Source organism: Pseudomonas sp. OA65 (genome assembly GCF_017498305.1).
Classification (GTDB): Bacteria; Pseudomonadota; Gammaproteobacteria; order Pseudomonadales; family Pseudomonadaceae; genus Aquipseudomonas; species Aquipseudomonas zanjanensis.
The window spans coordinates 1-22,945 of record NZ_JAGDEZ010000037.1; the positions used below are offsets into that span (position 1 = coordinate 1).

Genomic DNA, 22,945 nt, shown 5'->3' on the forward strand with positions numbered 1-22,945 from the left:
TGCCCCACCACTCGGCACCTCGCTAAGGCTCGGTGTGCCCTCACTCCGGCATTGCTCCGTGGGCCGCCGCGAAGGGCCATCCATGGCCCAGCGCGGCTACCTCGGCATCCATGCCGAGGTGCCCACTCCACAATACCTTCGTTCGGCCATCGTGGTTAACGGGGCGCCCGAGATCAACGTCCTCGCCGAGGCGGCCTGAGAGCCGACCTGGCTCTTCCGGTCGTACACCCATCAGATCTGTGGGAGCAAAGCTTGCTCGCGAAGACGGTGTGTCAGTTTGCGGTGATGTTGGATGTGTCGACCTCATCGCGAGCAAGCTCGCTCCCACAGGTTTTGTGGTGCACATGAATCTTGTGTCTGCTGAAGATCCAATGTGGCCGCACATTTTGCGTACGACATCGCTCCACTGTGGGAGCGAGCCTGCTCGCGATAGCGGTGGCTCCGTCACATAGATACTGGATATACCCGGCTCTTGCTTTGCTTTGCTTTTGATCTTGATTTTGATCTTGATCTGGACGCCCCGTTAAACCACGCTGGCCGAACGCAGGCATTGTGGAGTGGGCATCCCGGCATGGATGCCGGGATAGCCGCGCTGGGCCATGGATGGCCCTTCGCGGCGGCCCACGGAACAATGCCGGAGTGAGGGCACACCGAGCCTAAGCGAGGTGCCGAGTGGTGGGGCAAGAGCGTTTTGCTTACTTTTGCGCTTCTCAAAAGTGAGCCGCCGTAAGGGCGGAACCATAAGTAGCCGTTACCGCTGAAACGGATATACACATCAACCTTACGTACAAACCATGCCTCTCGGAACGGAAGATCAGCCTGAACGCTAAACGCTAAACGCTAAACGCTAAGTGAACAGCATGACCTTATTGATCAGCCGTCTTCATCCCCGCCCGGGTCGCCTTACCCAAGGCCTCGCCGAAAAAGCGGCTGGCCTCGGTAATCATGGTGCGGTGAATGTCCTTGCGATCGACCCCATCGGCATCCGTGCAAAGCGCCGGCATCGCAGCGACTTGCTCATCGGTACACGGCGCCATGAAGACAAAATGCCCCGCGCCGGCCAGGGTCTTGAAATCCGGCGCGGTGGGCAGCTTGCGGGCCAACGCGGCGGCGTTTTTGTCAAAAGCCACGAGATTGTCACCATCACCGCTATACAGCAGCACCGGCACATGGACATCGGCCAATGTATGCCGGCCGAACTTCAGGCTTAACGGCGCCATCAGCAGCAATGCCCGGACCCTGGAGTCGGCCACGGGTTGCAGGTCATCACGGTCGGCGATCAGTTCGCCCTGGGTGTTGCAGGCGTCACGATCTTCCGGCCGCTCCTTGCAGTAACGCCGCAAGCGATTGAGATCCGGCGTCGCACCGGACAGGATCAAAGCGGTCTCGCCACCGGCCGAATAACCGATCACCCCAACCTGCCCGGCGTGGACGAACGGCGAGAGCATCGGGTCATTGAGCGTCGCGGTGATGGCTTCGGAAATCTGGATCGGCCGCCCGTACAGGTTGCTCAACGTGCCAAGCCGGCTGTGATCCTGGGCATTGTCGCCGGGATGAATCACCGCCACCACGACAAACCCCTTGCGCGCCAGCGAGGTGGCGAGATCATGCAAGGCCAGCGGTGTGCCGGTGTTGCCATGGGAGAGCATCAGCAGCGGAAAGCGGCCGATGGCGATTTGCGCGTCTGGTGCGGCATCGATCTGGTAGCCGCCAACCAGGCTGGATTGTTCGCGGTCGGTGGACGGATAAAAGGCAATCGCGTGCATCGGCTGCTGATCCAGCGGATCAAGAAAGCTCAGCTCATGGAAACCGGCGCTCCAGTGCCGATGCGGCCCCGGTGCGGCCTGCACTGAAGCGAAACTGGCAAACAAGCAAAGCAGCAACGCTGCACCAAAACGTGTCATCGAATGTTCCACCCTCACCAGCGCACGGGAAGGCCCCGCCGCTCGCACTCTTGGCCGTGCATAACCTGCGCCAGATCCCCGGCGCCGAATGCAGCAAAACCCTGCATCCCGGCCATCCAATGGCGACGAGAATACAGGGTTTTGCGAAGGTTGCCCGAAGTGCTTGGTGCCTTTACGCAGGTTTTACGCAGCGGCGAATTGCTGACCAATCTGCAACGTGGCTTCGCTCATGGCTTTGGTGCGCATGTCGTCACCGTAGGCCAGGCCTTCGGCACGGACGAATTCGATATCGGTGATGCCGAGGAAACCGAACATCAGCTTGAGATAGTCCTCATGACCCACGCCGCTCGGTTGGCCGGCATGCAAACCGCCCGCCGTGGAGACGATCACCAGTTTCTTGCCACCGCACAGGCCTTCGGGACCGGCTTCGGTGTAGCGGAACGTTTGGCCGGCAACGGCAATGCGATCGATCCAGGCCTTGAGCTGGGTCGGAATGCTGAAGTTGTACATCGGCGCCGCGATGACCACCGCATCAGCCGCCAGGAACTCGGCCATCGCCGAGGCGCTGAGATCGGCTTCGTGCTTCAGGGCCGCATCGCGCAATTCGGCGCTGGTGCCGGCAGCAACCAGCGTCTGGGCGGAGAAATGGCTGATGGCGTCGGCGGCCAGGTCACGGTAAGTGACGGTGATACCTGGCTCGGCAGCTTTCCAGGCTTCAACCACTTCACGGCTCAATTGGCGAGAAGCGGAGTTGTCGCCGAGGATGCTCGAATCAATGTGCAGCAGTTTCATGTGAGTGCTCTCCAAGTGAGGACCGCAACCGGGCGATCAATTGGCGACCATCCTATCGATGAAGCCAATACTCGATAAGTCCATATAAATGCGATAGTTTGTCCCACTGACAGGACAATCGAGTTCGACATGCAAGACCTCAATGATTTGTATTATTTCGCCAAAGTCGTCGAAGCTGACGGTTTCGCGGCGGCCGGGCGCTTGCTGGGCATTCCGAAATCACGGTTGTCGCGGCGCATCGCCGAGCTGGAAGAACGCCTCGGCGCCCGCCTGCTCCAGCGCACCACGCGGCAGTTGAAACTGACGGCGGTGGGCGAACGTTATCTGCGCCACTGCCAGGCCATGTTGCTGGAGGCCGAGATGGCCGACGAAGCGGTGGCGAGCATGTCCAGCGAGCCACGCGGTCGATTACGGGTGTCGAGCCCGGTGGGCCTGGCCCACCAGTTCCTGCCGGTGGTGATCGAAACCTTCCTGGCGAAATACCCCTTGGTGCAATTGGAAATGACCCTGCTCAACCGGCGGGTGGACCTGATCGGCGAAGGCATCGATGTCGCGTTGCGCGTACGCGACCTGGGGGACGAAGACCCGCTGCTGATGACCCGGCGTTTGCGCCGGGCACGGCTGATGCTGGTGGCCAGCCCAGTCTTCGTCGAAGGGCGACGGATCGAGACCCCGGACGACCTCGAACAACTGCCGGTGCTAGGGGCGCTGGAAGCCGATCGCCTGGTGCATCTACGCTTGGTCAAGGCCGATGGGCAACAGGCCGAACTGAGCCTGGAAGCCCGCCTGGGCATTGACGACTTCATCGTGCGCCGTGCCTGCGCCCTCGCCGGACTGGGCTTCACTTTATTGCCGAGCATGTATTGCGAGCAGGAATTGCGTGACGGCACACTGGTGGAGCTGTTGCCTGGATGGTCGTTGCCCGACGGTTGGCTCCAGGCGGTCTACCCCCATCGGCGCGGCATGTTGCCGGCGGTGCGCGCCTGGATCGATCATTTGGTGGAAGCCTTCGAGGGCTGTGGAGATAGAACGCTATGAGGTTGAGCGAAGAGGATGTCGCGCAGTTTTGCCTGGGCTTGCCGGGTGCCAGGGAAGACTACAAATGGGGTGGCGTGAGGGTATTTTCCATTGCCGGGAACAAGATGTTCGCCCTGCAGGGCCTGCGGGGCGACTCGTTGGCGTTCAAGGTTGACAAGGATCTGTTCCTGGGTCACTGCGACCGCCCGGGCATTCACCCCGCGCCTTACCTGGCGCGGGCCCAGTGGGTCATCATGCAGGTGCCTTATCCGCTGGGGGCCGAAGAACTGCGTGGCCTGCTGCAACGCTCACATCAACTGGTAGTGAGCAAATTGCCCAAGCGCACGCAGGTGGGCTTGTTGCTCTAGCCTTCAAAATAGATAGCTGCCCAGGAACAACTGGTCGATCCAGAACACCTGGTGCAGCAGCACGATGAACCAGAACACCACTTGAAACGAGACTTTGCGGGTCTTGTGGCGAAACAACTGCTGGGCGAGCAAGGCCCCGGGCCAGCCACCGGCCAGCTCCAGCGCATGCAGCACGTTCTCCGGGGTGCGCCAGGCGTCGGCGCGAGCCTTGCGCTTGTCGCTCCAATACAGCAGGAACGCCACCAGGCTGACGACGCCATAGGCTGCCATCGGCACCCACGACACACCCCGCAGACCGAACAGCAGCGAGCCGAACAGCGGCAAGGCGCAAACCAGCACAAACACCATCAATTTGAGCCGCAGGTGTTGCACCGCGCCACCGGCATTGCCTCCAGCGCGTGTGCGAGAGCCTGATTCGTTCATGGCTTGGCGGCGGTCCAGTCCACCCAGCCGAACTGCCAGGTGGCCAGGATCAACAAGCCGAAGGCGATGCGATACCAGGCGAACACCGCGTAGCTATGACTGGCGATGAACCGCAGCAGGCCCTTGACTGCGATCATGGCGAAGATGAACGCTGTGACGAAACCGACGGCGAATACCGGAAAATCCGCCGGGACAAACAACTCGCGGTATTTGTAACCCGAGTACACAGCCGCGCCGACCATGGTCGGCATCGCCAGGAAGAACGAGAACTCGGTAGCGGTTTTACGCGACAGGCCGAACAGCAAGCCACCGATAATGGTCGCGCCGGAACGTGACGTACCCGGGATCATCGCAATGCACTGGGCAAAGCCGACCTTCAACGCATCCTTCCAGGAAATATCGTCCACCGTTTCAGCATGCACCTGGTGCTGGCGCTTCTCGGCCCAGAGCATCACCAGGCCGCCCACCACCAGCGCCGCGGCGACGGTGATCGGGTTGAACAGATAGTGGTGGATCCAGTCGGCAAGCAGCACGCCCAATATCACGGCGGGAAAGAAGGCAATCAGCAGGTTGGCGGTGAACCGGCGGGCGTTGGGTTGCGTCGGCAAGCCCAATACCACGTCGAAGATCTTGCGCCGGAACTCCCAGACCACCGCAAGGATCGCGCCGAGCTGGATGATGATGTTGAATGCCATCGCACGTTCGCCACCGAACTCGAGCAAGTCGGCGACGATGATCTGGTGCCCCGTGCTGGAAATCGGCAGAAACTCCGTCAAGCCTTCCACTACGCCAAGAATCAGTGCCGAAAAGGCAGTCCACAAATCCATTCATCCCCCAAAAAAGACGCTGTTCAAGCAGGTCTTATCAAATTCAAGTGTCATACAGGCCCACGCAGCGGCTGCACGATAGCTGCGATCTTTCAAAAAAAACCAATGAAAAAATCAGAACAGGCTCAGGTTTTGCGCCGCGGGGCCGAAATCCTATCAGACAAGCCCTGATAACGCTGCCGCGTTATGACCCAGGTCAATCATGGATAGCCGCCAGGCGCTAAAGTGCCGCCCGTCGTTAATGACAAGAATAAGAAACCGGAGTGACAGCGTATGAATAGCTTGCGCAGTGTGTCGATCAGCCGACGCTTGTGGCTCATCCTGGTGGTGGCCGTCGTGATGTTGTTCACGCTCGGCGCGTTTATGCTCAAGCAGATCCACACGGATTTGTATCAGGCCAAGGTGCAGAAGACCCAGCACGTGGTGCAGACCGCCAGTGGCGTGCTGAGCTACTACCATGGGCTGGAAACCGCTGGGACCCTGACCCGTGAGGCGGCGCAGAAGCAAGCCCTCAGCGCGGTGCGAGGCCTGCGCTACGACCAGAGTGACTATTTCTGGATCAACGACCTGACGCCGGTCATGGTCATGCACCCGACCAACCCGAAGCTTGAAGGCCAGAACCTCTCGGCGATCCGCGACCCGAACGGCTACGCGTTGTTCAACGAGATGGTCGCCATCGCCAAGGCCAAGGGCGCCGGCATGATCAACTACCTCTGGCCGAAACCAGGCGCCGAAGCACCGGTGGGCAAGACTTCCTATGTCAAGCTGTTCGAACCGTGGGGCTGGATCATCGGTTCCGGCGTGTACGTGGATGACGTCCAGGCAGAATTCCAGTCCCAGTTGATCAAGGCTTCGTTGATTGGGCTGGCAATCACCCTGGTCATGGGCCTCCTGCTGACCTTGATCGTGCGCAGCATCGTCCGCCCGCTCCAAGAGACCGTCAACGCCATGGCCAACATCGCCAGCGGCGAGAGCGACCTGACCCGTACCCTCGATACCCACGGCCAGGACGAAGTCACCCAACTGGCCCGGCATTTCAATGCCTTTACCGCCAAGTTGCGCCAGGTGGTGAGCCAGTTGCAGGCCTCGGCCAGTGAGCTGGGGCAATCTTCCAACGAATTGGGCAACGACGCCTCTCAGGCCCAGGAACGCAGCCAGCAGCAGTCGCAACAAATGGAACTGGTGGCCACCGCGATCAATGAAGTGACCTATGGCGTGCAGGACGTGGCCAAGAATGCCGAGCACGCCGCCAGCGAGATGCGCGACGCTGAATCCCAGGCCCAGCAAGGCCAGGTCAACATCGACGGCAGCTTGCAGCAGATCGATCGCCTGTCCCAGACCATCGACCAGGCGGTGGAAGTGATCCGTACCCTGGCGAGTGAAAGCACCCAGATCGGCAGCGTGCTGGAGGTGATTCGCTCCATTGCCGAGCAGACCAACCTGCTGGCCCTCAACGCCGCGATCGAAGCCGCCCGCGCCGGCGAGCAAGGCCGGGGCTTTGCGGTGGTCGCCGATGAGGTGCGACTGCTGGCCCAGCGTACGCAGAAGTCCACCGCTGAGATCCAATCGATGATCGAGCGCCTGCAAACCCATTCCGAAGCCGCCGTGAAAGTCATCGGCGACAGCAGCCGCGCCTCGCAACTGACCATCGAACAGGCCGGCCTGGCGGGTGCCAGCCTTAACGCCATCGGCCAGGCCCTGCGCAACCTCAACAGCCTGAACGCCTCCATCGCCAGCGCCACCCTGCAACAGGCCCATGTAGTGGAAGACATCAACCAGAACGTCACCCAGGCCGCCGGACTGTCCCACAGCACCGCCATGGCCGCCGAACAGTCCAGCCAGGCAAGCAGCCGCCTGAAGGCGCTGAGTGAACAGCTTAACGGGTTGCTCAAGCAGTTCCGGGTCTAAAGACCGGTAAATCCCCCTGTGGGAGCGAGCTTGCTCGCGATGGCGGTCCTTCATTCAACATCAATGCTGACTGAAAGGGCCTCATCGCGAGCAGGCTCGCTCCCACAGGGGTTTTGTGCTGGCCTCGGGTTCGGTGCTCACCACAAGTCCCCTGTGGGAGCGAGCCTGCTCGCGAATGCGCCCGCCCATTCAACAATGGTATTGGAGCTCTCCACGCCATAGCGTTTACAATCGCCGCCCTCTCCTCTTTCCCCAAGGAACCGCCATGTCCGGGCTTGAACTGTTTGCCGCAGCCCTCGGCGTGATCGCTGTCTGGTTGACTGTCAAGCAGAACCCCTGGTGCTGGCCGATCGGCTTGGTCATGGTGCTGCTGTACAGCTGGATTTTTTTCGAGGTGAAGTTGTACTCGGACATGCTGCTGCAGGTGGTCTACGCGGTGTTGCAACTCTACGGCTGGTGGCAATGGACCCGTGCCGGGCGCAATCATGATGGGCGTCAGGTCAGCCGCCTCGGCGGCCCGTCGGTATTGCTCGGCCTGGCCATCGGCGCGTCGGGCAGCCTGCTGTTGGGGGCCGCCATGGCCCACTGGACCGACGCTGCCCAGCCCTGGCTCGACGCCGCGCTCACCGGTTTCAGCCTCGTGGCCCAGTGGTGGATGGCGCAAAAACGCGTGCAATGCTGGCCGTTGTGGATCGTCCTGGACGTGATCTTCGTCGGCCTGTTCATCTACAAGGGCTTGCACCTGACCGCCGCGCTCTACGCACTGTTCACGTTGCTGGCGGTACAAGGCTGGCGGGAATGGCGCGCCGACCCGGCGCTGCGCGCATGAAGGTGGTGGTCCTGACCGGCCCGGAATCCAGCGGCAAGAGCTGGCTGGCGGCGCAACTACAGGAGCATTTTGGTGGTGTGCGGGTGGACGAGTACGTGCGCCATTTCATGGAACAGACCCAGCGCGATACGTGCCTTGCGGACATCACCGACATCGCCTCCGGCCAATTGGCCTGGGAAGACGAAGCCCGCGCTCGTCGGCCAGCGTTATTGATCCTCGACACCCACCTGTTGAGCAACATCCTCTGGAGCCAGACCCTCTTCGGCGACTGCCCGGACTGGCTCGAACCGGCGTTGCTGGCCCGTCATTACGACTTGCACCTGCTGTTGAGCCCCGAGCAGGTCGAATGGAGCGGCGACGGCTTGCGTTGCCAACCCGAGCTGGAAAAACGGTTGGCATTTTTCGACGCAATCGAGGCGTGGCTGAGTCGACATCGACAACCGTTCCAGGTCATTCGGGGCAACTGGGAGCAACGTCAGCAGCACGTGTTCGCGACCGTCGCCCAACTGATTGAAGCCTGAGCGCAGGGATGATTCGTCTCAAGTTTGAAACAGCTCGCTCGCAGCAAACCCGGATCCAACATCGTTTCAGATGATTGTCATCAAGACTGTCAAGTCACTGAAACACCCTCCCAGAAGCCTGGATCCAGAGCCCTGGAACAGCGCGCAGGCAGTTGGCCGCCATCGGCCTTGTCTCACTGCTGAAACAGCTTCCTTCCTCCACTCCCTACGTCAAAACCTAACTCATTGAATCAAAAGGCGATTCAAAAACCGGCACAACATCTGCTCTTCCCCACTTCGCAACGCTGGACCAGGGCCAGCCCACCGAAGAAGGAATCGATGCCGTGGGGACTTTCAAAAGAAGTTTGACCTGTCTGCTCGTGATCGGCTGCGCCGCCAGCGCCACACTCAGCCTGCCAACGCAGGCCGAGGGCAACGGCGTCATCGTGCTCAGCCGTGACGTGCAACCCATCGCAATCGGGCGCAACGGTGGCAAAGATCCCTACCCGACCACCGTCAATGCCAACCCCTCCGAACGCATCAACCAGGCGACCAATAGCACCGAACTGAGCGATGGCGAGTTCGCCAGCGTGGCCAGTGGTTCGTCGATCCGCAACATCGTCACCCCCAATACCGGTGTGCAGGGCCTGAACGTGGTCACCAACCCCAATGGCATGCCGGGCATGAATGCCGGCCACGGTGGCGGCAGCGGCGGCGCGATCTCCGGCACCATCAACCGCTCGCTGAGTTCCGGCCTGGCCCCGTTGGGTCGGTTGGCGGGAGGTCAGTGACATGAAGCCCGTCCTGTTTATGCTCGCCCTGGTCATGCTTTCCCTGCTCAGTTCTTTCACCGTATTTGCCGATCCGGGCGTGGCGGTGGTCAGCAACGCCAACCTGCAGAATTCCGGCGGCCAGTACACCGGCAACTTCAACGTCAACCAGGCGGCCGGCGACCAGATCCAACAGACCAATACCCGGGCCATCGCCATTGGCAGCCACGCCCAGGCCAGCACCCGCGTACAGCAAAGCATCGACACCCAGGCCAACCCCTCCATCAACGCCACCGCCCGTATCGGTGGCCACTCCTTTACCAACGGCAACGGCGTGCTGGGCGTGAACCAGTCTGCCGGGGCCAATAACCAGATGGCCAATGTCATGCGGGTGGGCATCAGCGCCCATCCGCAGAGCATGGACGACAGCGCCCTGTCTCAACAGAACGTGGCGTTGCTACCGAACTCAGGTGCAACTGGCGCCCCAACCGGCAGTCGCCAGGTCGTTACCAGCGACCAGGCCTTCACCGGCAGCCGAGGGGTGATTCAGGTGAACCAGAGTGCCGGGGTGGGGAACCGCATGGCTAACACCCTGAGCATCCGGGTCGCTGACTGATCCGGCGCAGTGGGCATAAGAAAGTACCAACACTTAACCAACGACATGCAAGGAGAAACACCATGAAACCTACAATGGCACTCAAACCATTGGTTTTCGCTCTCGCCGCTGTCATGGCAATGGCTGCACAGGCCGATGGACGTGGCAACGGTAACGGCCACGGTAATGGTCACGGCAATCAAGGCCCAAGAGGTCCCTCGTTCGAGCAACTGCTCTCGATCACGGCCGGGGCTGGCGCGACCGTGCTGGATGTGCAGAACAGTGATGGCAACACCGTGACCAACCAGGCCACCCGCAACACCGCTGAAGCCACTGATTCGCTCAATGGCAGCAACGGCAACATGGGCGCCAACATCGCCGGCGGCGACGGCAACCAACAGGACAACGCTGCCGCCCTGGCCACTGCCGACGAAAGCTTCATCTTCGGTTCGGCTGTTGCTGTTTCCAGCGCCACGCAAGTCAATAGCAACAATTATGTCAAAAACAACTCGACTCAAAACAATGCCTCGCTCACCAATGCCGGCAACGATGGCTCCGGTAATATCGGCATCAACGTGACCGCCGGCAACTTCAACCAGCAGAAAAACAACCTGGCCATCGCCGTATCGGGTGGCCGTGTCGCAGAAGCTGCCGCTTCGGCCGATCAGTCCTCCAGCGGCCTTGTGGTAGACAACAAGGGCGTACGGACCTACAAGACCGACACCCTCACCAGCACCTCCAGCGCCTCCGGCACGTTCAAGGCCAAAGGCACCGGTACCGTCGAAGACGACGGCGGCTGGGGCAACAAAGGCGGCTACGGCGGTGGCCACGATGACGACAAGTTCAAGTTCTCCGCCGTGGGGACTTTCGAACTGGCCGGCAGCAACACCCAGCAGGTGCTGACCCGCGACGGTTGGAAGAACCCTGTGATCAACAACGCCACCATGACCAACTCCATGAACGGCTTCTCCGGTAACGGTGGCGCCAACGTGTCGGCCGGTGTGGGCAACCAGCAAAGCAACTCGCTGTCCATCGCGGCTGGCTGCAAGGCTTGCATGTAAGCGCGGGTGAAACGGAGCCCCGGCAACAGCAATGCTGTTCCCCAGGGTTTGGATGAATCTTGTGGCGAGGGAGCTTGCTCCCGCTCGGTTGCGCAGCAACCGCAAAAACTTGGGGCCGCTCCGCAGCCCAGCGGGAGCAAGCTCCCTCGCCACGGACTCATTTCAATGCTCTGGACGAACGGTGCCGCTGGGAAACGGGGCTTTTTTCCCGGATGTCCATCAGGCGTATTGATCATGCGTGTCACTGCCGTTTCCCTGCTGCTCTGCCTGGCCTGTGTGGCCGAAGCGGCGCAGATGCCGGTCGCCGCCCTGCCTGGCGGCATGCTGGTCTACAAACCGGTGCAAAGCGTACGCGAGCGCAAGTTCAGCGACATCGTCGAGCAGAAAACCGATTTCAGTTGCGGTGCCGCCGCACTGGCCACGGTGCTGCGCCAGGCCTATTGGCTTGATGTCGACGAAGAGCACGTCATCAAAGGCATGCTGGTCAATGCCGACCATGACCTGGTTCGCACCCAGGGCTTTTCCATGCTGGACATGAAGCGCTACGTGGAAACCATCGGCATGCGCGCCCGAGGCTATCGGATACCGCCAGAGAAACTCGAAGCGGTGACGATCCCGGTGGTGGTCCTGATGGAAATACGCGGCTACAAGCACTTCGTGGTATTGCAGCGAGCCGACAAGCAATGGGTCTACATCGGCGACCCGGTGCTGGGGCACAAACGTTATTCCCACGATGAGTTCGTCAAAGGCTGGAACGGCATCGTCTTCGCGATCGTCGGCCCGGGCTATGACAAGACCAATGCGCTACGCAGCCCTCCTCAACCCCTGACAGCCCGTAACAAGCTGGACGGTTTCAACCCGGTCAGGGATGCGGAACTGATGGATTTCGGCTTCATACAGAGCGACTTTTTCTAATCGCCGACCACTGCCAACAATAAGTACAAAAAGGAGCAGGACGCTCCGGGAGCAGCACATGAAAACTTCACACTGGCTGTCGCTGGCCTGCCTGCTCGCGACTGCCTCGGGCTATGCCCATGCCGGCTTCAAACCCATCGAAGTCAAGGACCAGGAGCTCGCCGAGCTGCGTGGTCGTTATGTCATGCCCGGCCGCGTCATCAGCTTCGGCATCGTCATGAGCAGTACCTGGCGCAACGCCAGCGGCGACCTGATCGGCGCCACCAGCACGATGCAAATCCAAGCCGCCACCGTCAAACCCGAGTTCTATGTCTCCACCATCAAGCAGACCGGCAACGGCAGCGTCCCGGAACAGGGCAGCGGCAATATCACCGGTGGCGCAGGCCTTGGCACGAGCCAGGGCGTGACCCAGAGCGTACGTGCCGCCGGCGACGGCAACACGGCCTACAACAACGTCAACATCAATGTGAAGGAGAGCAACCAGGCCCCCGCGCTCGTCCCCTCCCAAGGCCAATTGTTGACCAAGGGCCAGACCATCAGCGGCAGCAACGCCGCCGGCAGCGTCGCGGTCACTGCCACCGGCAACGGCGTGCAGATGGCGATCCAGGCCAGCCACAACCAGGGCGGCACCTTGCAACAAGTGGCCCAGGGCGGCTTGCTGCAAAACACCCGCCTGTTGGGTAACAGCAACCTGGTCAACAACATGACGCAGCTCAACGTGGTGCTGAACAACAACGGCCCCAGTGCCGGCGCATTGGACTGCAACCTGACCCAACTACGCGGCCTCCGTAACCTCGGTTATTGAACTACGCTGGTTTCCGATCATTGGGCAAATAGGGACGGCATATTTCATGTATCGATCCGTATCGTTGCGCGCTGTGATGTGTTTAAGCACGTTGTTTCCGGCGGCCGTGTTGCAGGCGGCGCCGGATGCCGATATCGAGGCCCTGAAACAGGAACTCCTCGAGCTCAAGCAACGATACGAGGTCCAGCAAAAGGCCCTGGCGGTACTCGAACAGCGGGTTCGCCAAATGGAGGACCAACCCGCCGCGCCGCAGCCCAAGCGCCTGGCCAAATCGCCGGCTGACATGAAAGGCAACCAGACCGCCGGCGGTGCCACAACAGCTGGCGGCAGTGGCTATGGGCAATCCCTGGCCGACGATTCCCAGCCGGCCCAAAGTGTCTCCAACCTCTATGACGAGGCCAGCGGCTTCTTCGGCGGTGGCAAGTTCAGTTTCGAGACCGGCGTGACCTATTCGCGCTATGACACGCGGCAACTGATCCTCAACGGTTTCCTGGCCCTGGATTCGATTTTCCTGGGCAACATCAACCTGGACCGGATCAAGGCCGACACCTGGACGCTGGACCTCACCGGTCGGTATAACTTCGACAATCGCTGGCAGTTCGACCTCAACGTGCCGGTGGTCTACCGCGAATCCACCTACCAGTCAGGCGGCGCGAACAACGGTGCGGCCGGGGTCACCAGCGAAGAAACCGTGACCCGCGATCCGACCATCGGCGACGTCAACTTCGGCGTCGCCTACAAGTTCATGGATGAGTCGATCAACGCTCCAGACGCGGTGGTCACCTTGCGGGTCAAGGCCCCCACCGGCAAGGACCCGTTTGGTATCAAGCTGCGCCAATCCCAGGCCAACACCAACCTGTTCGTGCCTGACGACTTGCCCACCGGCAACGGTGTGTGGTCGATTACGCCCGGGCTCTCGCTGGTCAAGACCTTCGACCCGGCCGTCTTGTTCGGCAGCCTGTCCTACACCCACAACCTGGAGGAGTCATTCGACGACATCAGCTCCACGGTCAACCAGAAAGTGCCGGGCAAGGTGCGGATCGGCGACAGCTTCCAGATCGGCGCGGGCGTTGCCTTTGCGTTGAACGAGAAGATGAGCATGTCGTTCTCGGTCTCTGACCTGATCCAGAAGAAAAGCAAACTCAAGCAGGACGGCGGCGACTGGGAATCGGTGACCTCCAGCGACGCCAATGCCGGTTACTTCAACATCGGCATGACCGTCGCCGCGTCCGATAACCTGACCATCGTGCCCAACCTGTCCATCGGGCTGACGGACGATGCGCCGGACTTCACCTTTAGCCTGAAATTCCCGTATTACTTCTGATGCCCTCAGGGATATGTGAAGGGCACACATATCCCAAGGACACTGCAAAACCATTGTGGGAGCGGGCTTGCTCGCGAAAGCGGTGTGTCAGTGATATTGATCAACCTGACACTACGCCTTCGCGAGCAAGCCCGCTCCCACAATGAGTTGTTTGTAGGCAGTTCTAGCGGATCTGATGCTTGTGCAGCAGACGATAGAACGTCGGCCGGGACACGCCCAGCACCCGGGCGGCCACGCTCAGGTTGTCGCTGTGACGGTTGAGCACATCGCTCAGGGCCTGGCGCTCGGCGCGGGTCTTGTAATCCTCCAGCGTCCCCATCGGCGCCGCGATGCCCTGCTGGCTGGCCAGGCCGAGGTCCCGGGCTTCGATCTGGCGCCCTTCGGCCAGCACCAATCCGCGACGGACGCGATTGGCCAGCTCCCGCACATTGCCGGGCCAGTCATGCATGCCCATCGCCACCAGCGCATCGTCGCTGAAGCTGCGGGGACGACGGCCGGTTTCCTGGCTGTAGAAATGGGAAAAGTGACTGGCCAGCATCGCCAGGTCGCCATGACGTTCGCGCAAGGGTGCCATGAGCACTTGCAGCACGTTCAAGCGGTAATACAGGTCCTCGCGAAATCGCTTGTGCTCGATGGCCGCCTCAAGGTCCACGTGGGTGGCCGCCAAGACCCGCACATCGACGGCAATTGGCTGGCTGCCGCCGACCCGCTCGATGTGTTTTTCCTGGAGGAAACGCAGCAGGTTGGCCTGCAACTCCAACGGCAGGTCGCCGATTTCATCGAGAAACAGCGTGCCTCCGTGGGCCGCCTCGATCCGCCCGATCTTGCGTTGGTGAGCGCCGGTAAATGCACCCTTCTCATGACCGAACAATTCGGACTGGATCAGGTGCTCCGGAATGGCACCGCAGTTGATAGCGATGAACGGCTTGTTGCGTCGATGCGACTGGCAATGCAGGGTGCGCGCCACCAACTCCTTGCCAGTGCCGCTCTCACCGCGAATCAACACTGGCGACTCGGCCGGCGCCAACTTGCTCAACAACTTGCGCAATTCGCGAATCGGCTTGCTGTCGCCCAGCAGTTCATGTTCGGGCTGGTCGATGTGAATCGAGCCCTGGCCTCGCAGGCGCGCCATGCCAAACGCCCGGCCCAGGGTCACCTGGACCCTGGATACGTCAAAGGGCAAGGTGTGGAAGTCGAAAAACCATTCGCAGACGAAATCGCCGACGTTTTGCAGGCGCAAGACTTCCTGGCTGAGCACGGCGATCCACTCCGTGCCGCTACGGCTGATCAACTCCTTGACCGCTTCCGGGCGCTCCAGGTGAAACGGTTGCAAGCGCAACAGACCGACGTCACAGGTCCGATCGCCGGCGTGTTCAAGGGCGCAACTGTCCACATCCCAACCAATGCTGCGCAGCCCTGGCAAAAGGCGATGGCAATCGTCGCAGGGATCAACCACGAGCAGACGACGTGACGTACTGGCTTCGATCATGACTGATCCTTGGCGCCAAAATAAGGAAATATGATTAGAAACAGGCGTTTGGCAAACCTGCTTGTAACAGTAGCAAGAAGTTGACGCGCCCTTGTATCAATTGATTATCGAGATCGCGTTAAAGTGGTTATAAGCGCGCGTTTCGTTAGTTGTCACAGGCGCTTTTCTTTCAGGGTGCTTTCAAACAAAAGTGCAAAAGCCTGGTCTGAAAGAAAATCGAAATTTATTTAAATAATGTGTGACCCGCCTACGGGTTCGGGACATCAGTACAAGTAACCAGCCGCACGGTACGCCCAACCGACGGCACATCATTTGTTTGGGCACACTGAAGAGAAAACGCCATGAACGCCCCGCTCCGTATCAACGAAGCTCTTTTGATTGCCGACCGCGCATTCCGTCCTTTCCAATGCGTGGCCTGGGCTCCACAAGACGGTAACGGTGAACTTAGCCTGACCGTCATCGACCGCACCAATACTCATATTGGCCGCACTCAGATTCCAAGCAGCGCCTATACCGACCCGGTCCAATTGGCCGATCTGTTGAAACAGGCCCGTGCCGAATTGAGCCAGGAAGGCTACACCTTGCAATCCTGGTCGATGCCAGAATAAAGCCCGGATAAAGCCTGTTATCGATTGCAGGCTTGGCATTGGGTTGTAAAGCCATTGTTATGGCACGTAGCGCCGCAGCATCTGTAGGAACTGACAGTTGTGCATTGTCCCATTCAGGGATTGAATGTTGCCCTCATGCAGTCATCGCCCTTCCGGGCCGGTCGACACGCAAGGAGAGGCAGGCATGCTCAACCAGTTCGCGTTCGTGCTCCCCAAGACCATGGCCCACCCCGGGCAACTTGATCCAGGCTTTGCCGCCAACGGCAAAGCCTGGGTTCATTTCCAAGACAGCACCTCGAGCCTGATCACCGGGCTGACCCTCGACCGAGCCGGACGAATCCTGGTGGCAGCCAGGATCGAGACGGCCCACGGCAGCCGATTCGGGCTGGCGCGACTCAACCACGACGGTTCGACCGACCCGACTTTCGGCAGCCGTGGCTGCGTGATCGACGCGTTTGACCACGGCTTCGAAGCGACGGCGGGCAAGGTGATCGAGCTGCCCGACGGGCATATCCTGCTGTCGGGCCTGCACTACGAAAACAACGAACACACCCTGCCCGCCCTGGCGCTGTTCGATCCGCAAGGCCGTGCCGTCCAGAGCTTCGGCAACGCCGGCCGGCACATCATCCGGCTCTGCGGCAATCTCTCCCAAGGCCTGCGCGACCCCTGGCTGCCGCCCGGCGTGCCAGGTCTCGAGGCCTGCGACATGCAAGTGCAGGCCGATGGCCGGATCCTCTTGCTCGCCAACCATCATTACCAATTGTCCGACCATGTCGGCGTACTGATCCGACTCCTGCCGGACGGGGCCCTGGACACCTCATTCAACGGTCGCGGTTTCGTGATGGTCCGACGCTTGTTGAAAAATACCTGGCTCGGCTGCCTGACGCTCCAGGCTGACGGCCATATTGTCGTCGGTGGCGCCATCGACCTGCCCCAACATGGCTTGATAGCCCGCTATGACAGCAGCGGCAGGCTCGATGACAGCTTCGGCGAAGAGGGCTTCCTGTCCATCCTGGCCCAGGGTCACAGCGCGATGATCAGCCAGATCGTCGAGGATGCGAACGGTGATCTGCAGGCGTTCGGCAGCAGTCGCGATCCGATGCATAGCCTGTCCCTGAAAGTTCGCCCGGACGGCAAGCCGGACCGTCATTGCAATCAGGGCCAGTGTCAACTCATGGCGATCGGGCGCAACGCCAGTCAGTGGACCGCCGCCCAGTTGCAAGCGGACGGCAAGCTGTTGACCGCCGGCGCCACCATCGGCGGTATCGAGGCTGACTTCGTGCTTGCCCGGCACTTGCCGGATGCCAGCCTCGACCCGGATTTCGGTCAAGGCAAGGGCTGGGTTCGTACGCGACTCGGCTACAGTCTGGACACCGCCACCGCCCTGGCAGTGCAGGCTGACGGCAGAATCCTGGTAGGCGGCTACTCACTCCAGGGTCATTATCGGGCGGTGATTGCGCGGTATTGGGCCTGAGTCGGATTGTCGCGAGCGAACGGGATTCATCCTACGCTTGATATTCCGCATTTCTTACGGCAAGTTGCGCGCTTCTAACTAAAAGGAGCAGCCGATGTCCGGTCCAATGGCTCAGGCTTTCGCGCATAACTTTCTGGGGCATTCCCCGCGCTGGTACAAGGCGTGCATCATCACCTTTCTGGTCCTCAATGCCGTCACACTGTGGACCCTGGGCCCGGTCGTTGCCGGTTGGATGATCGTGCTGGAATTCATCTTTACCCTGGCCATGGCCCTCAAATGCTACCCGCTGATGCCCGGCGGCCTGCTGATGGTCGAAGCCCTGGCGTTGGGCATGACCACCCCCAAGGCCCTATACGACGAATTGCTGCATAACTTCCCGGTCATCCTGCTGCTGATGTTCATGGTGGCGGGGATCTATTTCATGAAGGACCTGCTGCTGTTCCTGTTCTCGCGCCTGCTCCTGGGCGTGCGTTCCAAGGCCATACTGGCCCTGATGTTCTGCTTTCTCTCAGCGTTCCTTTCGGCCTTCCTCGACGCCTTGACCGTCACGGCAGTGATCATCAGTGCCGCCGTGGGGTTCTATTCGGTGTACCACCGCGTGGCGTCGGGTAACGATCCGCGCCAGGACAGCAGTGTTGATGAAGACCATGACCTGCCCTCGCTGCACCATAGCGACCTGGAGCAGTTCCGGGCCTTCCTGCGCAGTCTGCTGATGCATGGCGCCGTGGGCACGGCGCTGGGCGGCGTCTGCACCTTGGTGGGCGAACCGCAGAACCTGCTGATCGGCCATGAGATGGGCTGGCATTTCGCCGAGTTTTTCCTGAAAGTCGCACCAGTATCCGTGCCGGTGCTGGCGGCCGGGCTGCTGACCTGTGTAGCGCTGGAGAAGCTGCGCTGGTTCGGTTATGGCACCCTGCTGCCGGACAACGTACGCGCCGTGCTCGCCGATTACGCCGAGCAGGACAATCGCGAACGCACCGCACGCCAACGCGCGGCCCTGATCGTCCAAGGCCTTGCCGCCCTGATCCTGATCGTCGCCCTGGCCCTACACATAGCCGAAGTCGGCCTGATCGGCCTGATGATCATTGTGTTGATTACCGCCTTCACCGGCATCACCGACGAACATCGGCTGGGCAATGCGTTCAAGGACGCCATGCCGTTCACGTCGCTGCTGGTGGTGTTCTTTGCGGTGGTGGCGGTCATTCACGACCAGCAATTGTTCACGCCGCTGATCCAATGGGTCCTGGCCCTGCCCGCCGACCAGCAGCCTGGCATGCTGTTCATTGCCAACGGCGTGCTCTCGGCCATCAGCGACAACGTGTTCGTGGCGACCATCTACATCACCGAGGTCAAGCAGGCCTTCGTCTCCGGCCACATGAGCCGCGAACAGTTCGAAACCCTGGCGGTGGCTATCAACACCGGCACCAACCTGCCGAGCGTCGCCACACCGAACGGCCAGGCTGCCTTCCTGTTCCTGCTGACCTCGGCGATTGCGCCACTGATTCGCCTGTCCTATGGGCGGATGGTCTGGATGGCCGTACCCTACACGGTGGTGATGGGTGGTTTGGGGTGGTATGCGGTGACGTACTGGTTGTAGAAATACTGCTGAGAAGAAGCAAAACCTGTGGCGAGCCCCTGTGGGAGCAAGGCTTGCCCGCGATGAAGGCGATGCGGTCTCTCGAGAGCCGAGGCGCCTGTTTCGCGAGCAAGCTTTGCTCCCACAGTGGGAATAAATTCCCCTTCTCCCCAAAGGCCTGGGCGGTCTATCGCGGCAGGATGTACCGCTCGATCGCCAAGGCCGCACCGTCTTCGGTCACGGCGGCGGTCACGACATCGGCCTGGCGCCTGATCGCCTCTTCCGCCTGCCCCATGGCAATCGACAATCCCGCCCGGTGAAACATCGCCGGGTCATTGCCACCGTCGCCCATGGCTGCGGTCTGCTCCAACGGCACGCCCAGGAACTCGGCCAGCGTCGACAACGCCTCACCTTTGTTCGCCTTCATCGCCGTCACATCCAGATAGATCGGTTGCGAACGCGACACCTGGGCCTGGCCCTTGAGCAGCGGGTGCAGCCGAGCTTCCAACTCCACCAGTAGGTCGGTGTTGGCGCTGGTGGCGACAATCTTATCGATCCGCTCCAGATACGGCTCGAAACTCTCGACCTCTACCGGCGGATAGCCCAGGCCCCGTGTCTCCACCGGCACCATCGGGCCGTTGGCGTCGCGCACCAGCCAATCACCATCGGCAAATACCCAGACTTCGATGCCCGGCTGATCGGCGTACAACGCCAGCGTGGCCAGCGCGGCCTCGGGCGGCAGGTAATGGACCGCAAGGAAGCTGCCGTCGGGATGAACCAGCGTGCCGCCATTGAACGCCGCCGTAGGCAGGTCGACACCCAAGGCCTCGATCTGCTGCAACATGGCCCGCGGCGGTCGCCCGGTGGCGAGGCTGAACAGCACACCGGCCTCACGCAACGAGCGAACCGCTTCAATGGTGCGCTGGTTGAGACTGTGATCAGGCAGCAGCAGCGTGCCGTCCATGTCGCTGAGTAACAATCGGATGGGGTGCTTCAGCAGGCCACTCATCCGAGGCCATGCCAGACGCGACTGTCGCGGGTCAGCAGGTCATCGGCGGCCGCCGGGCCATCTTCACCGGCTTTGTAGGGCTGGACCGTCGCGTCCTGTTGCCAGGCATCGAGGAATGGCTGCACGGCGCGCCAGCCGTTTTCGATGTTGTCGGCGCGCTGGAACAGGGTCTGGTCGCCGGTCAGGCAATCGTAGATCAGGGTCTCGTAACCCGTGGATGGCTGCATTTCGAAGAAATCCTTGTAGGCAAAGCCCAATTCGATATTGGCCATGTCGAGGGCCGGCCCCGGCCGCTTGGCCAGCAGGTCGAACCACATGCCTTCATTGGGCTGAATCTGGATTCTCAAGTACGTCGGTTGCAGTTCGTCGACTTCGGTGTCGCGAAACTGCGCGTAAGGCGCCGGCTTGAAACAGATGACGATCTCCGTGTCCCGCACGCTCATGCGCTTGCCGGTGCGCAGGTAAAACGGCACGCCTACCCAACGCCAATTATCGATCATGACCTTGAGGGCGACGTAGGTCTCGGTGTTGCTGTCGGGAGCCACGTTGGCTTCCTGGCGATAACCGGTTACCGCCTTGCCGCCGACTTCACCCGAAGTGTACTGGCCACGGACCGAGTTGGCCCGGGCCTGCTCCACCGACCAGGGCCGGATCGCCCCGACGACCTTGGCCTTTTCCCCACGTACCGCGTCAGCACCAAACGCCGCTGGCGGCTCCATGGCCACCATCGCCAGCAGTTGGAAAAGATGGTTTGGCACCATGTCCCGCAGGGCGCCGGTGTGTTCATAAAAACTGCCACGGGTTTCCACGCCGACGGTTTCGGCGGCGGTGATTTGTACGTGGTCGATGTAGTGGTTGTTCCAGAACGCTTCGAACAGGCTATTGGAGAAGCGGCTGACCAGAATGTTCTGCACCGTCTCCTTGCCCAGGTAATGGTCGATGCGATAGATCTGTTTCTCGCTCATGACCTTGAGCAGGCAGGCGTTCAGCGCTTCGGCGGTGTGCAGGTCGGAACCGAAGGGTTTTTCGATCACCACCCGCCGGAAAGCCCCCTCCTGTTCCTGAAGTAGCCCGGCCGCACCGAGGCGGCTGACCACTTCACTGAAAAAGCGCGGCGCGGTCGCCAGGTAGAAGACCGCGTTGCCGGTGCCGCTGGCGGCGATTTTTGCCGCCAGCGCCTGGTAGGTGCCCTCATCGAGAAAATCACCCTGGACGTAGCTGATGCCCTGGGCCAGCTTGGCCCACAGCGCCGGGTCGAGCGCGCGGGCGGCGTCACCGCCCTTGCTCGCCGCTTCGTTGCGGATGAAATCCTCGAGTTTCTTGGCGAAATCCACATCGCTGATGGCGTTGTGGTCAACCCCGATGATGCGCAGCCCATCGCCCAGCAGACCGTCGCGACTGAGGTGGTACAACGCCGGCATCAGCAGGCGCTTGACCAGATCACCATGGGCGCCGAACAAAAACAACGTGGTCGGCGGCGCGGGTTCTGCCTTGGATTTGCTGGCGATCGAGGTCATTTTTTCGGCGTCTCCACGTGGCCGCCAAAGCCGAAGCGCATGGCCGAGAGCATTTTGTCGCCGTAGGTGCTTTGCTGGCGCGAGCGGAAACGGGCGAACAGCGAACTGGACAGGACCGGCACCGGCACCGCTTGCTCGATGGCCGCCTCGATGGTCCAGCGCCCTTCACCGCTGTCGGCGACTTCGCCGGAGAAACCCTCCAGTTTCGGATCGCTGGCCAAGGCGTCGGCAGTCAAGTCCAGCAGCCAGGACGAGACCACGCTGCCACGGCGCCAGACTTCGGCGATATCGGCCACGTTCAGGTCGAAACGCTGCTCCGGTGGCAGACTTTCGCTGGATTTGGTCTTGAGAATGTCGAAGCCCTCGGCGAAGGCCTGCATCATGCCGTACTCGATGCCGTTGTGGATCATCTTCACGAAATGCCCCGCACCGGCCGGACCTGCGTGGATGTAGCCACGTTCAGCGCGGTCATCGTCGGATTTACGGTCACGGGTGCGTGGGATATTGCCCATGCCCGGTGCCAGGCTGTCGAACAGCGGGTCCAGGCGTTTCACGACCTCGGGCTCACCGCCAATCATCATGCAGTAGCCGCGCTCCAGGCCCCAGACACCGCCGGAAGTACCGACATCGATGTAGCTCAGGCCTTTTTCCGACAGGGCCTGGGCACGGCGGATGTCGTCTTTGTAGTACGTGTTGCCACCATCAATGATCACATCGCCTGGCTCGAGCAGCTCGCTGAGCACATTGATGGTGTCTTCGGTGGGTGCGCCGGCCGGCAACATGACCCAGACCGCCCGAGGCTTGTCCAGGCCGGCGACCAGTGCCGGCAGGTCCGCCACGCCCGTGGCGCCTTCCTGGCTCAGGTTTTCGACAAAAGCGGTATTGCGGTCATAGACGACGGTGGTGTGCCCATTGAGCATCAGGCGCCGCGCAATATTGCCGCCCATGCGGCCCAGTCCAATGATCCCGAGTTGCATGTGCTGATGCTCCCTACTACAAATAAAGGTGTGTCAAAGGTTTAGCTCAAGGTGACTTGTGGAGGTTAGTCCAGAGCATTACTGCATAGTTTCCGGGTAAATCGCCCGATCACAAAGGATAACGTTCAAAAACCGGCCGAAGACACGGCGACCATGAAAAATAAAAAAGTTCCATTCACGAGCAAAAGTATTCAGAATCGGCGCCGATAAAGAGGTGTCGACCAAAAAAACTGGCGACATCTCTCTAGTTGATGTAC

22 protein-coding genes and 1 pseudogene are annotated in these 22,945 nt (G+C 60.9%); 15 read left to right on the forward strand and 8 right to left on the reverse strand.

All coding sequences use genetic code 11. The features are described 5' to 3' along the window. Positions 1-199, forward strand: a pseudogene (locus J3361_RS23565) (hypothetical protein); the annotation flags it as partial. A gap of 667 nt (positions 200-866) precedes the next feature. Here the strand turns inward: J3361_RS23565 and J3361_RS23570 are convergent. Then, the gene (locus tag J3361_RS23570) at positions 867-1,904 is read right to left on the reverse strand and encodes a dienelactone hydrolase (RefSeq protein WP_207966546.1); all 1,038 of its coding nucleotides are present in this window, start codon (positions 1,902-1,904) and stop codon (positions 867-869) included. Positions 1,905-2,087: 183 nt separating this feature from the next. Next, the gene (locus J3361_RS23575) at positions 2,088-2,696 is read right to left on the reverse strand and encodes an FMN-dependent NADH-azoreductase (protein WP_207966547.1); all 609 of its coding nucleotides are present in this window, start codon (positions 2,694-2,696) and stop codon (positions 2,088-2,090) included. A gap of 129 nt (positions 2,697-2,825) precedes the next feature. Between J3361_RS23575 and J3361_RS23580 the strand changes: the two genes are divergently transcribed. Together J3361_RS23580 and J3361_RS23585 are read left to right on the forward strand one after the other, a co-directional pair. Continuing rightward, positions 2,826-3,734, forward strand: a complete 909-nt coding sequence (locus tag J3361_RS23580) for a LysR substrate-binding domain-containing protein (RefSeq protein ID WP_207966548.1) — start codon at positions 2,826-2,828, stop codon at positions 3,732-3,734. After that, positions 3,731-4,081: an MmcQ/YjbR family DNA-binding protein gene (locus tag J3361_RS23585; protein WP_013693486.1), complete on the forward strand. Its 351-nt coding sequence runs from the start codon at positions 3,731-3,733 to the stop codon at positions 4,079-4,081. The genes J3361_RS23580 and J3361_RS23585 overlap by 4 nt, the downstream gene beginning before the upstream one ends. Before the next feature lie 3 nt (positions 4,082-4,084). Here the strand turns inward: J3361_RS23585 and J3361_RS23590 are convergent, their stop codons facing one another. Together J3361_RS23590 and J3361_RS23595 are read right to left on the reverse strand one after the other, a co-directional pair. Then, the gene (locus J3361_RS23590; RefSeq protein WP_207966549.1) at positions 4,085-4,504 is read right to left on the reverse strand and encodes a DUF1294 domain-containing protein; all 420 of its coding nucleotides are present in this window, start codon (positions 4,502-4,504) and stop codon (positions 4,085-4,087) included. Continuing rightward, a complete protein-coding gene (locus tag J3361_RS23595; protein WP_207966550.1) occupies positions 4,501-5,331 on the reverse strand; it encodes an undecaprenyl-diphosphate phosphatase in 831 nt (276 codons plus the stop codon). Before J3361_RS23595 ends, J3361_RS23590 begins: the two co-directional genes overlap by 4 nt. A 273-nt stretch (positions 5,332-5,604) precedes the next feature. On the opposite strand from J3361_RS23595, the gene J3361_RS23600 reads away from it, so the two are divergent. The 9 genes from J3361_RS23600 to J3361_RS23640 all read left to right on the forward strand — a co-directional run bounded on the left by J3361_RS23600 (position 5,605) and on the right by J3361_RS23640 (position 14,038). Then, a complete protein-coding gene (locus J3361_RS23600) occupies positions 5,605-7,239 on the forward strand; it encodes a methyl-accepting chemotaxis protein (protein WP_207966551.1) in 1,635 nt (544 codons plus the stop codon). Positions 7,240-7,504: 265 nt separating this feature from the next. After that, a complete protein-coding gene (gene pnuC / locus J3361_RS23605) occupies positions 7,505-8,068 on the forward strand; it encodes a nicotinamide riboside transporter PnuC (RefSeq protein WP_207966552.1) in 564 nt (187 codons plus the stop codon). After that, on the forward strand, positions 8,065-8,589 hold the full coding sequence (locus J3361_RS23610; protein ID WP_207966591.1) for an AAA family ATPase: 525 nt from the start codon (positions 8,065-8,067) through the stop codon (positions 8,587-8,589). Before pnuC ends, J3361_RS23610 begins: the two co-directional genes overlap by 4 nt. A 323-nt stretch (positions 8,590-8,912) precedes the next feature. Further along, positions 8,913-9,359, forward strand: a complete 447-nt coding sequence (locus tag J3361_RS23615) for a hypothetical protein (protein WP_207966553.1) — start codon at positions 8,913-8,915, stop codon at positions 9,357-9,359. A 1-nt stretch (position 9,360) separates the two neighbouring features. Next, the gene (locus tag J3361_RS23620) at positions 9,361-9,954 is read left to right on the forward strand and encodes an adhesin (RefSeq protein WP_207966554.1); all 594 of its coding nucleotides are present in this window, start codon (positions 9,361-9,363) and stop codon (positions 9,952-9,954) included. Between the two features lie 62 nt (positions 9,955-10,016). After that, positions 10,017-10,994, forward strand: a complete 978-nt coding sequence (locus J3361_RS23625) for a heme utilization protein (RefSeq protein WP_207966555.1) — start codon at positions 10,017-10,019, stop codon at positions 10,992-10,994. A gap of 234 nt (positions 10,995-11,228) precedes the next feature. Further along, the gene (locus tag J3361_RS23630) at positions 11,229-11,909 is read left to right on the forward strand and encodes a C39 family peptidase (RefSeq protein WP_207966556.1); all 681 of its coding nucleotides are present in this window, start codon (positions 11,229-11,231) and stop codon (positions 11,907-11,909) included. A gap of 58 nt (positions 11,910-11,967) precedes the next feature. After that, positions 11,968-12,714: a hypothetical protein gene (locus J3361_RS23635; protein ID WP_060742555.1), complete on the forward strand. Its 747-nt coding sequence runs from the start codon at positions 11,968-11,970 to the stop codon at positions 12,712-12,714. A 46-nt stretch (positions 12,715-12,760) separates the two neighbouring features. Next, positions 12,761-14,038 (forward strand): hypothetical protein, encoded by a 1,278-nt coding sequence (locus J3361_RS23640; RefSeq protein ID WP_207966557.1) that lies wholly within the window; start codon positions 12,761-12,763, stop codon positions 14,036-14,038. Between the two features lie 163 nt (positions 14,039-14,201). On the opposite strand, the gene J3361_RS23645 is transcribed toward J3361_RS23640, so the two are convergent. Continuing rightward, positions 14,202-15,527 (reverse strand): sigma-54 dependent transcriptional regulator, encoded by a 1,326-nt coding sequence (locus tag J3361_RS23645; protein WP_207966558.1) that lies wholly within the window; start codon positions 15,525-15,527, stop codon positions 14,202-14,204. Between the two features lie 341 nt (positions 15,528-15,868). Here J3361_RS23645 and J3361_RS23650 point away from each other — a divergent pair, with 341 nt between their 5' ends. From J3361_RS23650 to nhaB, 3 genes are all read left to right on the forward strand, one after another. Beyond that, positions 15,869-16,135, forward strand: coding sequence for a hypothetical protein (locus J3361_RS23650; protein WP_013693488.1), 267 nt, complete (start codon positions 15,869-15,871; stop codon positions 16,133-16,135). A gap of 184 nt (positions 16,136-16,319) precedes the next feature. Next, a complete protein-coding gene (locus J3361_RS23655) occupies positions 16,320-17,609 on the forward strand; it encodes a hypothetical protein (RefSeq protein ID WP_207966559.1) in 1,290 nt (429 codons plus the stop codon). A 94-nt stretch (positions 17,610-17,703) separates the two neighbouring features. Further along, on the forward strand, positions 17,704-19,206 hold the full coding sequence (gene nhaB, locus J3361_RS23660; RefSeq protein WP_207966560.1) for a sodium/proton antiporter NhaB: 1,503 nt from the start codon (positions 17,704-17,706) through the stop codon (positions 19,204-19,206). Positions 19,207-19,372: 166 nt separating this feature from the next. On the opposite strand, the gene J3361_RS23665 is transcribed toward nhaB, so the two are convergent. The 3 genes from J3361_RS23665 to gnd are packed head-to-tail and all read right to left on the reverse strand — an operon-like array spanning position 19,373 to position 22,712. After that, positions 19,373-20,194: an HAD family hydrolase gene (locus J3361_RS23665; protein ID WP_207966561.1), complete on the reverse strand. Its 822-nt coding sequence runs from the start codon at positions 20,192-20,194 to the stop codon at positions 19,373-19,375. After that, positions 20,191-21,711 (reverse strand): glucose-6-phosphate dehydrogenase, encoded by a 1,521-nt coding sequence (zwf, locus tag J3361_RS23670; RefSeq protein WP_207966562.1) that lies wholly within the window; start codon positions 21,709-21,711, stop codon positions 20,191-20,193. The genes J3361_RS23665 and zwf overlap by 4 nt, the downstream gene beginning before the upstream one ends. Beyond that, the gene (gene gnd / locus J3361_RS23675) at positions 21,708-22,712 is read right to left on the reverse strand and encodes a phosphogluconate dehydrogenase (NAD(+)-dependent, decarboxylating) (RefSeq protein ID WP_347709639.1); all 1,005 of its coding nucleotides are present in this window, start codon (positions 22,710-22,712) and stop codon (positions 21,708-21,710) included. The genes zwf and gnd overlap by 4 nt, the downstream gene beginning before the upstream one ends. Between the last annotated feature and the right edge of the window lie 233 nt (positions 22,713-22,945).

Bases quoted from the DNA above. Each gene is read 5' to 3' on its own strand.
- J3361_RS23570 (WP_207966546.1), bottom strand. From the start codon at position 1,904: ATGACACGTTTTGGTGCAGCGTTGCTGCTTTGCTTGTTTGCCAGTTTC.
- J3361_RS23575 (WP_207966547.1), bottom strand. From the start codon at position 2,696: ATGAAACTGCTGCACATTGATTCGAGCATCCTCGGCGACAACTCCGCT.
- J3361_RS23580 (WP_207966548.1), top strand. From the start codon at position 2,826: ATGCAAGACCTCAATGATTTGTATTATTTCGCCAAAGTCGTCGAAGCT.
- J3361_RS23585 (WP_013693486.1), top strand. From the start codon at position 3,731: ATGAGGTTGAGCGAAGAGGATGTCGCGCAGTTTTGCCTGGGCTTGCCG.
- J3361_RS23590 (WP_207966549.1), bottom strand. From the start codon at position 4,504: ATGAACGAATCAGGCTCTCGCACACGCGCTGGAGGCAATGCCGGTGGC.
- J3361_RS23595 (WP_207966550.1), bottom strand. From the start codon at position 5,331: ATGGATTTGTGGACTGCCTTTTCGGCACTGATTCTTGGCGTAGTGGAA.
- J3361_RS23600 (WP_207966551.1), top strand. From the start codon at position 5,605: ATGAATAGCTTGCGCAGTGTGTCGATCAGCCGACGCTTGTGGCTCATC.
- pnuC (WP_207966552.1), top strand. From the start codon at position 7,505: ATGTCCGGGCTTGAACTGTTTGCCGCAGCCCTCGGCGTGATCGCTGTC.
- J3361_RS23610 (WP_207966591.1), top strand. From the start codon at position 8,065: ATGAAGGTGGTGGTCCTGACCGGCCCGGAATCCAGCGGCAAGAGCTGG.
- J3361_RS23620 (WP_207966554.1), top strand. From the start codon at position 9,361: ATGAAGCCCGTCCTGTTTATGCTCGCCCTGGTCATGCTTTCCCTGCTC.
- J3361_RS23625 (WP_207966555.1), top strand. From the start codon at position 10,017: ATGAAACCTACAATGGCACTCAAACCATTGGTTTTCGCTCTCGCCGCT.
- J3361_RS23630 (WP_207966556.1), top strand. From the start codon at position 11,229: ATGCGTGTCACTGCCGTTTCCCTGCTGCTCTGCCTGGCCTGTGTGGCC.
- J3361_RS23635 (WP_060742555.1), top strand. From the start codon at position 11,968: ATGAAAACTTCACACTGGCTGTCGCTGGCCTGCCTGCTCGCGACTGCC.
- J3361_RS23640 (WP_207966557.1), top strand. From the start codon at position 12,761: ATGTATCGATCCGTATCGTTGCGCGCTGTGATGTGTTTAAGCACGTTG.
- J3361_RS23645 (WP_207966558.1), bottom strand. From the start codon at position 15,527: ATGATCGAAGCCAGTACGTCACGTCGTCTGCTCGTGGTTGATCCCTGC.
- J3361_RS23650 (WP_013693488.1), top strand. From the start codon at position 15,869: ATGAACGCCCCGCTCCGTATCAACGAAGCTCTTTTGATTGCCGACCGC.
- J3361_RS23655 (WP_207966559.1), top strand. From the start codon at position 16,320: ATGCTCAACCAGTTCGCGTTCGTGCTCCCCAAGACCATGGCCCACCCC.
- nhaB (WP_207966560.1), top strand. From the start codon at position 17,704: ATGTCCGGTCCAATGGCTCAGGCTTTCGCGCATAACTTTCTGGGGCAT.
- J3361_RS23665 (WP_207966561.1), bottom strand. From the start codon at position 20,194: ATGAGTGGCCTGCTGAAGCACCCCATCCGATTGTTACTCAGCGACATG.
- zwf (WP_207966562.1), bottom strand. From the start codon at position 21,711: ATGACCTCGATCGCCAGCAAATCCAAGGCAGAACCCGCGCCGCCGACC.